The 15,385-nt window shown below is 61.2% G+C and carries 8 protein-coding genes and 1 tRNA gene; 2 read left to right on the top strand and 7 right to left on the bottom strand.

Annotation, left to right across the window (positions count from 1 at the left end):
• Positions 1–27: 27 nt before the first annotated feature.
• Positions 28–1,320, bottom strand: coding sequence for an IS30 family transposase (locus HMPREF2674_RS01850; RefSeq protein WP_005987407.1), 1,293 nt, complete (start codon positions 1,318–1,320; stop codon positions 28–30).
• 146 nt (positions 1,321–1,466) lie between these two features.
• Between HMPREF2674_RS01850 and HMPREF2674_RS01845 the strand changes: the two genes are divergently transcribed.
• Entirely contained in the window at positions 1,467–1,754 is a 288-nt protein-coding gene (locus HMPREF2674_RS01845; protein ID WP_204371245.1) for a Rossmann-fold NAD(P)-binding domain-containing protein, read from the top strand.
• A gap of 908 nt (positions 1,755–2,662) precedes the next feature.
• On the opposite strand, the gene abc-f is transcribed toward HMPREF2674_RS01845, so the two are convergent.
• The 6 genes from abc-f to HMPREF2674_RS01810 form a co-directional block, all read right to left on the bottom strand.
• Entirely contained in the window at positions 2,663–4,132 is a 1,470-nt protein-coding gene (abc-f, locus tag HMPREF2674_RS01840; protein WP_005987409.1) for a ribosomal protection-like ABC-F family protein, read from the bottom strand.
• Positions 4,133–4,393: 261 nt separating this feature from the next.
• Positions 4,394–5,680 carry an MFS transporter gene (locus tag HMPREF2674_RS01835; RefSeq protein ID WP_005987410.1) on the bottom strand — a complete coding sequence of 429 codons (1,287 nt, stop codon included), beginning with the start codon at positions 5,678–5,680 and terminating at the stop codon, positions 4,394–4,396.
• Between the two features lie 1,056 nt (positions 5,681–6,736).
• Positions 6,737–7,972 carry an IS256 family transposase gene (locus HMPREF2674_RS01825; RefSeq protein WP_070824659.1) on the bottom strand — a complete coding sequence of 412 codons (1,236 nt, stop codon included), beginning with the start codon at positions 7,970–7,972 and terminating at the stop codon, positions 6,737–6,739.
• A gap of 644 nt (positions 7,973–8,616) precedes the next feature.
• A tRNA-Met gene (locus HMPREF2674_RS01820) sits at positions 8,617–8,693 on the bottom strand.
• Positions 8,694–9,028: 335 nt separating this feature from the next.
• Entirely contained in the window at positions 9,029–12,148 is a 3,120-nt protein-coding gene (locus HMPREF2674_RS01815) for a UPF0182 family membrane protein (protein WP_070824658.1), read from the bottom strand.
• A gap of 243 nt (positions 12,149–12,391) precedes the next feature.
• Positions 12,392–13,615, bottom strand: coding sequence for a YlbL family protein (locus HMPREF2674_RS01810; RefSeq protein WP_070824657.1), 1,224 nt, complete (start codon positions 13,613–13,615; stop codon positions 12,392–12,394).
• A gap of 223 nt (positions 13,616–13,838) precedes the next feature.
• On the opposite strand from HMPREF2674_RS01810, the gene HMPREF2674_RS01805 reads away from it, so the two are divergent.
• On the top strand, positions 13,839–15,302 hold the full coding sequence (locus HMPREF2674_RS01805; protein WP_070824656.1) for a zinc-dependent metalloprotease: 1,464 nt from the start codon (positions 13,839–13,841) through the stop codon (positions 15,300–15,302).
• Positions 15,303–15,385: the final 83 nt, after the last annotated feature.

The following is a 15,385-nucleotide window of genomic DNA, read 5'->3' as shown; positions in this document are numbered from 1 at the left end:
GTCCGTCTATTCCGTTTTTCTCCTAGGCTAGGCCAGCGGGGCATCGCCCCTCTCTGCGCGCGCCCTCTCGATGAGCCCCGGCGTCAGGTCGAGATCGCCGAGCGGCACGTCCTCCACGCCGTAGGCGTCCAGCAGCGCCGCCGCGTCCTCCCCGAGCATCGCCCTGAAGGCGCGCGCGGGCGTCGCGAAGCCGAGCGCGCCGCGGGGCTCGGAGTTCACGTGCGACATGGCCAGCGCCAGGTCGGCCGGGGCGAGCCGGTCGAACCTGATTCCGGCGCCCTTGGGCAGCAGCTTCCTGATCTCGACGTGGTTGCGCTCGCAGGCGCCCTTCTGGTCGCTGCGCCTGGGGTCGCAGTAGAACAGCCTCGTCTCGCCCGGCCCCTCGCCGAGCAGCGCCGCGATCGCCGCCTCGTCGGAGAACTCGGCGCCGTTGTCGGTGAGGACGGCGCGGAACACGCGGCGCGTCCCGTCGGCGCCGAGGATGGCCCGGACGCCCTCCAGGGCGTCCGCGACGCACCCGGCGGTCTTCTCCTCCAGCGGCAGCGCGAGCTGGAGCCTGCTGGGGCGGTGCAGCAGCGTGAGCAGGCAGGCGGAGTCCTCCCGGGCCCCCTCGACGGTGTCCATCTCCCAGGCCGCGGCGCACGCGTCCTCCCCGAGGGCGAGGAACGCGGCATGCGACCTGCGGGCGGAGTGGCGGGTCGCCGCCCGGCCCGCGGCGCGCTTCCTCGGCCTGTAGCCGACCTTGCGCCTGAGCTCCATGTTGGTCATGCCGTCGTAGCCCGCCGAGACCCAGCGGTAGATGGTCGACGGCGACAGGTCCACCGGGCCGCCGTTGCGCGCCGCCATCTGCTCGGGCGACAGCCCCCGGCGCAGGCAGTCCCTTATCGCCTCCAGCCTGGCCGCCGCGGCGGGCTCGTCGGCGTCTATCCCGCGCCTGGACGAGACGAGGACCGAGTCGGCGCACAGCTGCGCGGCCCGGGCCTCGTAGAAGACGTGGGGGCGGCGCTTGCAGCCGATCGCGCGGTACCGGCCGCACCCGTTGCAGCAGCGCGGCCACGCCGCCAGGCGCGGGCAGGCCGCCGACAGGTCGGCGGAGGCGTCCACGCGCTCGCCGCGCCTGGCCTTCGGCGCCGTCACGAACCTGTGCGACGCCACCTCGGCGCTCACCGTCGAGGGCGACCTGCCCAGCTCCCTCGCGATCTCCCTGCACGACGCCCTGCGCTCCAGCATCCTCTGGACCGTGTCCCGCTCGTGCCTCGTGAGCCTTCCGTAGGCCCTCGGGACCGCCCTTGCGGAGCCGCTCTTCTTCTTTCCGGACATGCCGTCCTCCGATCTCCCGGGGCCGGCCGATCCGGCCCTCAGGGTATCGGGTTCCCACATTCATCCGCACATGTGCGGATGAATGTGGGAGGTGTTCGGATAAAGTTGATAATCAAGGTGAAGTCTCCAGCTCCAGCTACATGGATGTGTTCTATCCGAAGTACCAGGTGACCTGGGATATGATGAACGTTGCCGGTCCGAACAGCATGTTCATGCACTGCCTGCCCGCCAACCGTGGCGAGGAAGTCGTCGACGAGGTCATGGACGATCCCGAGCGCTCCCTGTGCTGGGTCGAGGCCGAGAACCGCAAGCACTCCATTCGCGCCATCCTGGCCACTCTGTGCCCCCAGAGCGAGCCCGACGAGCAGAAGGCTGCGGCATACCGCGCCACCATCAATGAGCGCATGGCCGCTCTCGGTAAGCACGGTCTGTAAGACGTACCAGGTCGGGCGAGCTACGGCTCGCCCGCCTTCGCAGGAGATGGGCGACCTCATGGCCATCGGCGAGGAGAACTGCAAGGTCTCCGACGACAACCGAGTGCATCAAGGGCGCCGACTTCATCTACACCGACGTGTGGTATGGCCTGTACGATGCTTTCTGATGGGCGGCAGCAGATGCTTGTCTCTTGCTGCCCATCATCTGCGCCACTGCGCGTAGGCACTGGCGCCCTGTCTGAAGTTAAACAGACCTTTCGAGTGTGCACGAAGTGATTGCGCCAACAACGAAGCCCCAACCTGCTCGCTAACTCATGGGCAAGCCACCTGAGACTACTCATTTCCCCTACTAGCAATGAAGGCCTGCAACCTGCAGTTTTGCAAACTGCTTGAAAGGCGCCTGCGTTGATTCACTTCCTATTGCAGCTGGCGGCTCGCACACGAAAAGGCACTTGAGTTTCAAAGCGGGCGTTTTCGTCGATATCGAGCCTCCAAAGGCGGCTCTCCGTGCCCCTTGGGACAAAAATAAAAACTCAATACTCTGAGTTTGAAAATGGTTTTTGAAGTTGTCCCAGCTTTTGTCCCCGAAGCCGATGAAACACGACATAGTGTTACTTGGCGGCACTCGGTTTGAGACGGCATCGAAAACTGAGGACAACTGGAATGTCGGGACAGTAAAACTGAAGCCATCGAGTGGGAGTAGGCCGATAGGGTTCTGACCTGCGATTTTGAGTGCCGCACTGTGCCGCTGAGTTTCGTTTCGTACGAGAGTCATGACAAAGCCACCAGCGACGGAGATGAGTAAAAGCGATTAAAGAGCCTCCGTTCCCTGCGTTGGGACGGAGGCTCTTTCTTTGCCGTTTTACTCCCTTGTCTCCGTTCGGGGATTATTTCTTGCTCATTTAGGGCTATTCGCGCTGAAAGATTTTGACTAGCTTGGTGTCCTTTATTTCGTAGACAATGTCTGCGACGTTCTCGACCAGCCTCTTATCGTGGGAGACGAACACTATCGTTCCGGCATAGGCGCTCATCATCTGCTCGAGGGCTTCGGCGCTCTTGATGTCCAGGTAATTTCCAGGCTCGTCCATGAGCAAGATGTTGTATCTGCCCAGCAGCATCTTCGCGAGTAGCAGCTTGATGACTTCGCCTCCCGAGAGAACGCCAACGTCCTTTGTCAGGTCGCGCGGTCCGATTCCCATAGAGGCGAGGATGCCTCGAATTTCGGTCATGCTGTACTCGCAACCATCCTGCATGAACGAGATCGCAGACTGACGGGCGTCGAACTTGTAGCCTGTTTGCTCGAAGTAACCGATCTCTGCCTTGGGAGAGATGTTGATACCGTCGGCGCGTCGAGCGATTGCCTTCAGCAGGCTGGTCTTTCCTGTACCGTTGCCACCGGTGATGGCCACTTTGGCACCGAGCGGTATCTCGAATTTCGCGTGGTCATAGAGCATGCAGTTGCCGAAGCTCAAGCTGAAATCGTCTGCCGAGATGGGAAATTTACTATGCAGTTCCAGGGCCTTGCTCTGGCGGAACCGCACGGCGCGAATGCTATCTGGGGCCTCAATCCCTTCGAGCGCTTCGAGGCGCTTCTCCATGTCCTTAGCCGCCTGGTACATCCTCTTCTGTTTGGTGCCGGTTGCTTTCTGATGCCCCAATCGACCTGCATACTCGTTGCTTTTTTTCGCAGCCTTCCGCTTGGCGTCGACCTGCCGTGCTTTTTTCCGTTGTTTTTCGATGGCGGCTTCGAGGCGATCGCGCTCGCGCATCGCCTCTTCGTATCGAGTCGCCTGAGCTTTGCGCTCTTCTTCTTTCTGTCGCAGATAGTCGGAGTAGTCACCCCAGAATTCGGAAATACCGCCGTCTTTGAGCTCCCAGATCTTGTCTACCACCTGGTCGAGAAAATGACGGTCATGGCTCACGATGAGCAGAGCCCCATCAAATGCCTTGAGTTGTCCGACGAGAAGGCGGATGCCGTCTTGGTCGAGGTGGCTCGTAGGCTCGTCGGCGAAGATCGCGCTTGCATGCTGGGAGAGTGCAGAGGCAATCTTGGCGCGTGTTTCCTCCCCGCCGCTCATCGTCTCCTGCGCCACTCCGGCGACGTTGAGACGGGAGAGCATCTCACCACTGTCCTGAGCCGCATCAAGGTCGAGTTCATCGAGTTGGCCGATGAGGGCAATGCTGCCGAAGCGCCTGACGTCGGCGTCCGCAATGGTAAGATTGCCGCTCAGAATTTTAAGCAGGCTGGTTTTGCCTGCGCCATTGTCTCCCACCAAGCCGATGCGATCGTAGGAGTAGATTTCCAACTCTTCGATATCTAGGATATCGCGGCCGGCATATTCCAAAAAGATGTCTTTAGCTTTGACTATGAGTTCCATAGGTTGAACCGCCTTTTGTGTATTAGCGTTTTACTGGAAGCGCAGCCATGCCAAAAAAGATTGCTCACGTCGATTTTTCGCCTTTGCCCAATTGCCGGCGCGAGCGTTTTGACCTTGCGCAAGCCGGCAAATCCGAAAATGATAGTTGGCGACGAATAAGGAGCGCGATGCGGAATGTCGGTGCAATACCTCGTCGTCGCAAGGGCTTGAAGGCTGACGCTTGAACCGATGGCTGCTGCCTCTTTTTTTCGAATACTTGGGCTATTGAATCTGCCCGGTATCTCTTTTCCCCGCGTTTCGGACGCTCGGAGCAAGCAGCATAGCCATCGCAAGCAGTACCATGGTCGCTCCAGAGCCGACGAACCATAACGGAGCTCCAAGCAGATCCGCAAAAACGGAGGGGGCTGCGAGGCCCATGGGCATGGCCCACGCCATGATGGTTCCGTAGAGGCCGAAAACGCGGCCTAGGTACTCAGGAGGTATCTGCTCCTGCATAAGGGCAGTCTGGGTTCCCGCGTACAACGGGGAGCATGCGCCCATAAGAAAGCTCACCGGCAGGAAAGCAGCGAACAATGACGGGCCGAGCGATCCGGATACGATTGCGGCAATGCCGAAGCCGGCAATCGCGGCGACCATGGTGAACGACCTATTGCGGAACCCTCCCGTGGCCGCCAAAATGCCGGACCCAGCCAGCATGCCTGCAGAAAAAAGGATTTCCACCAAAGCGGCATCCCCCGTGCTACCGCCAAAATGCCCCAAGGTCATTATTGGGAACAATGCCGCGAGCGGAGAGAACGCGAAAGCGAAGACGAACCCGCACCAAAGAAGGGCGAACAGCCCCCTGTACTCCCTAATCAGCTTGTAGCCGTCCGAAATCTCAGAGAAGAGCTCTCGAACCTTATTGGAAAAGGACAAGCTGCGGTCGGCTTCATCGAGGCCCCCTGCGTCTATCTGTGCGGCGAGGACGGCTAAAGAAGCGAAAAGCGCTCCCAGCACGTCGAGGACAATCATAGCGGTAATGCCCGCCACGGGATAAATCACTGCTGCAAGCGCGGCGCCAAGAATGTATCCGCCGGACTGAATCGCCTGAGTCACCCCCGATAGGCGAACGAGATGCTCTGGCGGGGCGAGATGGGGCGTGAGAGATTGGGAGGCTGGCGTGTAGAACGAAGTACCAACTGCACGGAGAAACAGGGCGATGAGAATTAGCCATGCAGGTAAGCTGCCGGCCAACGAGGCAATCGCCAAGGCGGCACCCACCGCGGCAATGAAGAGGTCGGCGCCGATGAGGACACGTTTCAAAGGCAGTCTGTCGACAACGGCGCCCGCAAGGATTCCGAACAAAGCAATCGGCAGAAAGCCTGCCAGCGATGCTAAGGAGAGGAGAGAAGACGACCCTGTCGTGAGGGCGAGATGCCAAATAAGACCCATTTGGAGAATCGAACTCGTCAATGTCGAAACGAGCTCCCCGCCCCATACGAAACAAAGCTTGAATTGCCATGAATGGCACAGCAGAACAGACCTGCCCCGAGAGGTTTCAAATATCATGGTTATGTCCAATCGTGAAATGGCGTGCAGAAAAACAGCGCGACGCCACAACAGCGCCGCTTTCTAGGCGCTCATCCACGTGCGGAAAAGACCAACCACGACACCCCTCCTTTGTTAATTCGGTCTGGCAAACCATGTAATATGTAATATTAACGAGGCTTGAGTTTGCCTGTCAAGAATCGAGCATCGGTAAGGGCAATCCTCTCTGGCCATTCGATTCCTTTTGTATCTTTGGTTGCATAGGTGACCCGCCAGGGCTATTACGCGTGGAAGAGGCGCCTGCCGAGCTGGCCGATGAGGCGCTGAAGATGGCCCTGGTCAGGCGAAACGATCCCAAGGGATGCGTACATCATTCGGATAGTAAGAATGTTGCCAGCAGGTTTTGCGGCAACCGCAAAGGAGCCGTATCCTGCAGCTGGAATCACGTTGCAGCATCCTGACCCGCATTCCGATTGGCGGACGGCCCGCTTCGGCATCCTGACCAGCACAGCGATCGAGCCTTGTCATTCCTTGGATATGCCGGTTGCTCGGGGCGGTCCCGACGGAGGCCCTCGCCTCCCCGGTCCGTGACCCAAGAAGGGCAAGCATGCTGATCTGCATGGCTGGTTCCTCCTTTATGTAGACGACCATGCAAAGAAGGGACAACCGAGGAGGCAGGTTACTGATGCGGGCTCCCGCACGCCCATGACTACCCGACGGGCTGTTTTTCATCTCCGATGCCCGCATTGCAGCATGAACGAATGTGCCTCGACATCTCTGCTGGCATGGTACGACTGGGATCGCACCTCGACGCATCCTTGCGCATACTGCCTTCCAAGTTTCGAAACCGGGAAGGAAAGTGTATGTGAGCGACGATATCGGCGCCGATTCGACGCTCGAGAGGGAGATTGCGCCGATTCTATCCATCGGGGATGCATTCCCGAAGATTCTCATCACTCGCACGAGGCATGAGCCCCATACCCGGGAGGGCGTGCTCGTGCTGAATTTCGCGAGGTGGCTGCTTGGCGGGTCAAGTCCTGTGGAGTGGTGTAATCGTTTTGTGTCCTTCGGGGTGGGTTATGCGCTGAGTTGGAGTGGGGGTTCCTCCTGTTGGGTGGGTTGGGGTGTGAGTCGTGATTTGGTGAGGATGTCGAGGCTGAGGTAGCGTCGGCCTTCGGCCCATTCGTCGTTTTGTTCGGCGAGGACGGCTCCGACCAGGCGGATGATGGCCTGGCGGTTGGGGAAGATCCCCACGGAGTCGGTGCGTCGGCGGATTTCGCGGTTGAGGCGTTCATTGGGGTTGTTGGACCAGATCTGGGTCCATACCCCGGTGGGGAAGGAGGCGAACGCGAGGACGTCTGCCCTGGCTTGATCGAGGTGGTCACACACGGCGGGGAGCTTGTCGTTCACGTAGTCCAAGAGCCGGTCGTATTGAGCGTTGACCGATGCTGCGTCGGGTTGGTCGTACACCGAGTGCAGCATCGCTTTGACGGCGGGCCATAGCGCTTTGGGGGTGACGGACATGAGATTCGCGGCGTAGTGGGTGCGGCATCGTTGCCAGGTGGCTCCGGGTAGGTTCGCTGCGATGGCTTCGACCAGGCCCAGATGGGCGTCGCTGGTGACCAGGCGCACGCCGGTGAGGCCTCGGGCGACCAGGTCGGCGAAGAACTCGTTCCACGCCGGGCCGGTCTCGCTGGTGGATACGCGCACCCCCAGTACTTCGCGGTGTCCGTCATTGTTGACTCCGGTGGCAACCAGGACCGCGCACGAGACGACGCGTCCTCCTTCGCGCACCTTCATGGTCAGTGCGTCAGCGGCGACGAACGTGAAAGGCCCAGCGTCGTCGAGGGGGCGATGGCGGAACTCGTCCACGTGTTCGTCCAGGTCGGCTGCCATACGTGAGACCTGGGACTTCGATAGTCCTGTGATCCCCAGGGTTTTGACGAGCTTGTCCATGCGGCGTGTGGATACTCCTGCTAGGTAGCAGTCAGCGACCACTGTGATCAAGGCGTTTTCGGAGCGTTTGCGGCGCTGCAACAGCCACTCTGGAAAGTAGGTGCCTGAGCGTAGCTTGGGGATCGCCACGTCAATGGTGCCGACCCTGGTATCCAGGGGCCGGTGGCGATACCCATTGCGCTGGGCCTGGCGCTGCGGGTCTTGTTGGCCCCACTGGGCCCCGCACACGGTGTCAGCGTCCGCTGAGAGCAACGCGTTAATCACGTGCTGGAGCAGGGAACGCATCAAATCTGGGGACGCCTGGGATAACGCCTCGCCAAGCAGGCCAGCAGGGTCGATAATATGAGGAGCGGTCATCGTTGTGCCTCCAAATCGTTTCGAGTCAGAAGTAGAGAGCTTTCTCGAAGGATCACACGGTGACCGCACCCATATCAAACGGGCCGACCACCCACGGTTACACCACTATGCGGGACGCTACTCTTTCAACCGCTTAGTTACCGCCTGTTTGAGGCTAAGCGGTATATCGAAAACGTTGGTATATCAGTCAAAACATGGTGTGTTGCCGCCTCTACCGCCTAATTTCTAAAAAGTGTACACGCGAGTGTTCATCTTCCTACATATGCGTGTGTATATATAAAAGTTTTCGGTTTTAGGCGGTGAAGGCGGTAAAGGGTTGGGATTCGGTTGAGATACGAGGGAAAATGCTATACCGCTTTTGCATTTTCAGGCGGTAAACAGCCGGTATCAACGCCGATTAGGCGGTGAAAATCCTCCTCTGCAACCTCCCTCCCACGAGATCATGCACGAGCGAAGATAGTCATACGCCCCGAAGGGGCGTTGGATGATAGTCCTCGATGTTGGGTGATAGTCCCCCCTCCCCCCACCTCGACGACGGGCCTGAGTTTGGCTGAAAGGTAGGGAATAACATAGGGATTCGGTCTCGTCAGGGCAAAACAAAACCCGGTATCTCAGCGACTTTTCGTTGAGATACCGGGTTTTTCTGGTTGCGGGGACAGGATTTGAACCTGCGACCTCCGGGTTATGAGCCCGGCGAGCTACCGAACTGCTCCACCCCGCGGCGACTCATACAACTATACAGACCCCAAACCGGGCATGCAAGCCAAAAACGCGATTTGTAACCAAGCACACAAAAATAGGGGCTGTTGGGTAGAAAGCAGTTGGGTAGAAAGCAGTTGGGTAGGAATAGGGGCTACGGGGCAGTGCCAGGGGTAGAACATACAGGAACGGGGTGGAAGCGATACACTTCCACCCCGTTCCGTCAGAGACCGCTAGAGGTAGTCAGTAGGAGCCGTATCCAGTGCAGGCCCCGGTTCTAGAGCGAGGACGCTAGACCCGTGGACATCCGATCCGTGAGCATCCGGTATGCGCTACTCCCCCGCCGCCTCAGGCATCCTAGTGAGAAGTCGAAAGGCTCGCGCTGGGCTTAGCGCTAGCCGCTGCGCTCGGAGCCGCCGAGGCGCTGGGCGCTGCCGATGCAGAAGCCTTAGCGGACGCCGTGCTCTGCGCCTCCTCAGCCTCCAGAGCCTTCTTCACGGCCGCTTCCAGACGCTTCTGGGCCTCACCGTAGGCGGCCCAGTCACCCTTCTTCATCGCGGCGTCGCTATCGCTCATAGCCTTCGAGGCATCCGTCAGAGCCTGCTTCAACTCCGAAGACTGCGAAGCCGACGAACCGCCGGTCGAAGCGCCCGAAGTACCCGAGGAGCCAGAGGCAGACGCAGACGGGCTAGCCGCCGCCGAGCCGTCCAGCTTAGCGCCCGAAGAGCCGCCGAACACCTGGTTCAGGGCCTCCTCCAGGGTCGGGGCGAAGCCGACCTTATCGCCGAAGCTCACCAGCACGCGCTGCAGACGCGGGTACTTCGCGTCACCGCTGGACTGCACGTACACCGGCTGAACGTACAGCATGCCGCCGCCCACCGGTAGGGTCAGCATATTGCCGTTAATAACCTCGGAGGAACCGCGGCGCAGCAGGTTCAGCTGGTTCGAGACCTCGGCATCAGAGTTGAAGATATTCTGAGCCTGGCCCGGGCCGGGAACCACCGAAGAACGCGGCAACTCCAGCAGACGCAGCTTGCCGTAGTCGGCGCTACGCTCGCCATCCTTACCGGTACCGGCGTCGCCGTTAGCGGCAAGGAAGCCGTACATCACGTTACGAGAGTTCGAATCGCTCTGCTGAGGAATGAACGTCGTCGTCAGCGAGAAGTGCGCGCGCGAATCCCCGGGCATCTGCAGGGACAGGTAGTACGGCGAAATCGGCTGGTTACGATCATTGGTCGGGTCGTTCGGAATCGACCACACGTCATCGCCCGCGTAGAAGCTGTGAGCGTTCGTCACGTGGTACTTATTCAGCATGGTGCGCTGAATATTGAACATGTCGGTCGGGTAACGCACGTGGCTCATGAGCGAAGCGTTCATCTCGTGATAGCTCTTCACCGTGCCGGGGAAGACGCTCTGCCAAGCCTTGAGCACCGGATCTTCCTCATCCCAGGCGTACAGGGTCACCGAGCCGTCGTAGGCGTCCACGGTGGCCTTCACCGAGTTACGGATGTAGTTCACCGACTTCGACCGCTGAGCCCCCGCCGCGGTGGCAGAATCCTGCGAGCTACCCTGCGCGTATGGGAACTGGTCGCTCGTCGTGTAGGCGTCCACGATCCACTGCACGCGGTTATTCACGATCGCCGGGTACGGCTTGGAATCCACCGTCAGGTACGGGGCCACCTTGCGCACGCGGTCCAGCGGGTTGCGTTCGTACAGAATCTGTGAGCCGTCGCGCACCGCATCCGAGAGCAGAATGTCGGAAGACTGGAACTTAATCGCGTAGGACAGACGGGCCAGCAGCGAATCGACGCGGGGGCCGCCGTTACCCGAGAAGGTGTACTTCGCGTCGGAGGCCTTCGTCTCGTCTGCAGAGAGCGGACGGTCCAGCTCCAGGGTGTCGCCCCTACCGCCCACAATCGAGTACTCCGGCGAGCTCATGCCGAAGTAGATGCGCGGCTCGTAATCCTCACTCAGGGTACCGGTCGCCTTAATACCGGACTGCAAGAACTTGGGGTTACCCGCCGAATCCACCTGGTTACCGTACGCGGCAATCACGCCGTAGCCGTGGGTGTACACCACGTGGCGGTTGTACCAGGAATCGCCGTTGGTCTGCGTGGGGTTCAGCTCGCGGGCCGCCAGCACGGTGTCCTGCGTGGTGTTACCCACGGTGTAACGGTCCACCGCCAGCTGCGACTCGAAGCGGTAGTACGGGCGGAACTGCTGCATCTGCGCGAACGCGGAGGAAACCACGTTCGGATCCAGCAGACGAATGTTCGCGATGGTCGCACTCGAAGAGCTCAGGGCACCGGCGCGAGTGTCGATGGTCGCGTCGTACGGGGTAGTCTCAATTTTGTCCAGGCCGTAGGCATAGCGGGTCGCATCAATATTGCGCTGAATAAACTGCGACTGCGCGCCCTGCTCGTTCGGAACCACCTGGAAACGTTGCACAACCCACGGGTACAGGCCACCGGCCACCAGCGATACGACCGCCAGCATTGCGGTGCTAATCAGCGGCAGACGCCAGTGATTCTTCACCGCGGCAGCAATGAACATGAACGACACCAGCAACGCAGAAACCGCCAAGATGGCGCTCACGGGAATGGATGCGTTCACGTCCGTGTACATGGCGCCGGCCCAGCGTCCGGCCTGCTGCTGGGTGGACGAGTAACGGTCCAGCCAGAAGCTCACCGCGCGGGTCAGAACAAACACGACGGCAAGCACGGCCGCGTGGCGGCGGAAAGCGTGAGTCGTGGTCACGCCGCCCGGCTGCACCTTAATGCCGCCGTAGAAGTAGTGCATGAACAGGCCGGCCACCGCGGCGAGCGCCACGGAGGAGGTCACCAGCGACACCACCACGCGCAGGAAGGGCAGCACAAACACGAAGAAGCCGTAGTCCAGGCCGAATTCCGGGTCGGTCTTGCCGAAAGACTGCTGGTTGAAGAAAAGGGCGACCGTGCTCCACTGCGACATCGTTGCCGAGGCAATAAACAGGCCCAGTAGCAGCGGAACCGCAATCAGCAAAAGCTTACGCGCCTTATCCACGCTCTCGTGGTAGCGGCGCATGCTATCCTCGGCACGCTGCTGGCCGAACACGTCGCGGAGCATCTGCTCGGTCGCATCCGAGGCGCTCGTCGGGACGCTCTGGTTCGGGCCGGCCTCATCCTTCGCGTTCTGCTCGCGGGTGGCGGGCAGAACATCCGCGTGGCGGACCGCGTAGGTCATGGAGGCCCACAGCGGCAGGGCCACCACGAGGGCGGCCACCACGAACACCGCGGCCTTCAAAAGAATCTGGGTGGTGAAGACGGTGCTATAGCCCAGCTGGTCAAACCATAGCCAGTCCGTGTACACCTGGGATAGTCCCACAAATGCGGCAATCAGAACCGCGACAACCACAATCGTCATCAGTAGAGGGCTGCGACGCTTCTTTGCTCGTTCCTTCTTCTGTGGGCGTGGGGTCTTATCGGTCGACTCAGACACAATTCCTCGCTCATCATTTCAAAATGTTCTTTACCTTAAGTATCGCAGAGGTTGGAGGAACGAACGGTGACATGACGTCAGAGGAGGGGTCGTTCGCCCGCTATCCCACTATTCGCACACACGCTCACCGGTCGCGAGGCGGTCACCGCGCATAACGAAGGCCCCGGCTCGAGTGAGCCGGGGCCTGAAGCCTCCCGGAGGGAAGCGCCCGCGTTCGTTAGGGTTGCCCGTTAGAGCTGCACGTTAGGATCCGCAGCGCGGCAGCGAATCATCGGGGGCGCCAGACTTAATGGCGTTCACGACCTGCACCGCCTCGTCCAGCGTCGAAACCGGGACCACCACCATCGTGCCGCGCACCTGGCCGGCATGATAGTAGTTGAGCATCGAGGGGTCCTGCTCCTGCATCTTCAGGACCGAATCGCAATTCTCCTTGGGCGCCAGGAAGTAGCGCGCACCGTAGCGGCCCGTCGCCAAAATCTTGTACTTGATGCCGCCAATCGCGCCAACGTTACCGTTCGCATCAATCGTGCCGGTGCCCGACACGTAGCTGCGGTAGGGGTCGCCGCCGGCGTCCTCGTCTGCCAGCAGGGTGCCCTCGCTCAGCTTATCCACCGTGCCGAGGGCCAGCATCAGGCCCGCGCTCGGGCCGCCCACGCCGTCCAGGTTGTACTGCACCTGCGCCGGCAAATCGTAGCTCTGCTTCAGGCTGATGCCCACGACCCAGCGGTCGCCCTCGGCCGAACGCACCGGGTTCAGCGTCACCGTGCGCTGCTGGCCGTCGCGCTCAACCGTCACCTGAATCGGCGAGCCGTTCGAGGCGTTCACCGCCTGCGATACATCTTTGAGGGTGGTGATCTGCTTGTCCCCCACCTTCAGGAGGCGGTCGCCGCTCTCCAGCACGCCCGCCGCGGGAGAACCCTCAACGGTCGTGTTCACCAGTACTTTCTCGGTCACCTGCATCTTCAGGTGACGCATGGCCGCGACCTTCGCCTGCGTCTGCGAATCGGCCATCTGCGCGCCGGTTTCGGCCGTGGCCGTCTCGTGGCTCACGTGCGGGTACAGGGCGTCGGTGGGCACCACGAGGCTGCGGTTGCCGTCAAAAGCCAGCCACCCGTAGAAAGCCTCCGCGCCGGACAGCTCAGTGTACGGGCCGCCCGCCACCGACACCGTGGTCATGTTGAGTTTGCCGTAGGTCTTATAGCTGGGGGCGCCCGAAACCTCGATGACGTCCTTATCCTGGTAGGTGCCGAGCACGTCAAAGAGCGGTCCGGGGCCTTCCTTCACGTACGAGCTGGGCAGGACAAACGCGCCGGCCAGCAACGCGCAGGTCGCCACGGCGCTCACGGAACGCAGGTTCAAGCGGCGCTCGCGGCTACGCGATCCGTGCTTACGGCGATGAGCTGAGGACTCGGCGGAAGCCTTCGATGAGGACTTCTCGGATTCGGACGGTGAGGTGGGCTTAGTCATGTTTTCTAGACTACCGGATGAACGCCCTCATCAACACACCTTTTCTGGTCAATCCCCCTGCCGGGGGTAAGGTCGGGGGTAAACCGGGTGAAGACCCGCTTGTGAGCCCTCAGCTGATTAAGGCGCATCCGAGGCGCCGACACGGGAAATTCACAGCAAAAATCGGTAGGCTGGACAGCGAGCGGGCCGGCTGTGCCCACCTTCGGATTAGGAAAGGTTTCAGATGTCTGATCACCACCACGGCGACGCCTCCAACGAGCGTGACCCCCTCGAAGAATTCCTGAAGAAGATGCAGGAGCAGGGCTTCGACCCCTCCGCAGGGGCAACCGGCCGGGGCGGCAACGACGCCTCCTCCAACGCACAGAACCCCTTCGGCGCGCTCTTCGGTGAGGGCGGGCAGAACCCCTTCGGCATTAACATCGATCCCGAGGACCTCAAGAACATGGGCATCAGCTTCGACCCCGCTATGCTGCAGGGCATGTTCTCGCAGGTGCAGGCCATGTTTGCCGGCGCATCCGACGAATCCAGCCCCAGCGGCGTGAACTGGACCAACGTCAAGAACCAGACCCGCCAGATGCTCGCCTCCATGGGCGAAGACCCGGTGGTTCCCGAAAACCTCAAGCGCGCCGTCGAGGACGCCGCAAACCTGGCCGACCTGTGGCTGGATGCGGTCACCTCCATCGAGCGTCACAACCTTCCCGTTCAGGCCTGGTCCAAGGCCGAATGGGTTGAGGAGTCCTTCGACTCCTGGCGCGAAATGGTCGAGCCCGTGGCCGCCGAGGTCACCCAGGCCATGGTCATGCCCGGCCCCGCGGACGAGCTGCCCGAAGAAATCGCCGCCATCTTCAACAGCGGATTCCTGAACAACGTTGGCGCCATGATCTTTGGCGCCCAGATGGCCCAGGCCCTCGCGAAGCTCGCCGGTGAGGTGTACTCCTCCACCGATGTGGGCTTCCCCCTCGCCCCCGGCCACTCCGCACTGCTGCCCAACGGCTACCAGCAGCTCGCGGACGACATCGAGGTGCCGCCGCAGGAGGTTCTGCTCTACCTGGCCGTTCGCGAGGCCGCGCTGATTCGCCTGCACAAGGCCAACCCCTGGCTGCGTGAGGACCTGGTCCAGCTCGTTGCCCGTTTCGCCCGCGGTATTCGCGTGGACATGAACCGTATGCAGGACGCCGCCTCCCAGGTGGACATGAACGACCCCGAGGCCGTTCAGGAGGCCTTCGAGGGCGGCATGTTCAGCCCCCAGCGCACCGAGGACCAGGAGCTTGCCGTTCAGCGTCTCGAGGGTCTGCTGGCCCTCATCGAGGGTTGGGTGTCCGTCGTGACCGAGGATGCCACCCGCAACCTGCCCAAGGCCCCGCAGCTGACCGAAATCATGGCCCGTCGCCGCATCGACGGCGGCCCCAGCGAGCAGGTCTTCGAGAACCTGGTCGGCCTGCAGCTGCGCCCGCGCCTGGTGCGCGAGGCCCAGCAGTTCTGGCGCTGGTACGAAAGCTCCCACGGCATTGAGGCGCGCGACGGCCTCTGGGACACCCCGGAGACCCTGCCCACCCCCGCCGAGCTGGAAGACTTCACCGCATACGACGCGCGCATGAACGAAATCAGCCTGGACGACGTGGACTTCGAGTCTGAGCTGCAGAAGCTGCTGGACGGCGGCTTCGGCGAGGCTCCCGAAGAGAAGTAACCGCGGGAACTACCCCGGTAGACCGGCAAAAATAATACTGAAACCTCGAGCGGGGGTGGCTTGCAAAAGTGCAAGCCACCCCC

Source organism: Rothia sp. HMSC062F03 (assembly GCF_001836905.1).
Taxonomy (GTDB): domain Bacteria; phylum Actinomycetota; class Actinomycetes; order Actinomycetales; family Micrococcaceae; genus Rothia; species Rothia mucilaginosa_A.
This window is presented reverse-complemented; position numbering and strand designations above follow the sequence as displayed.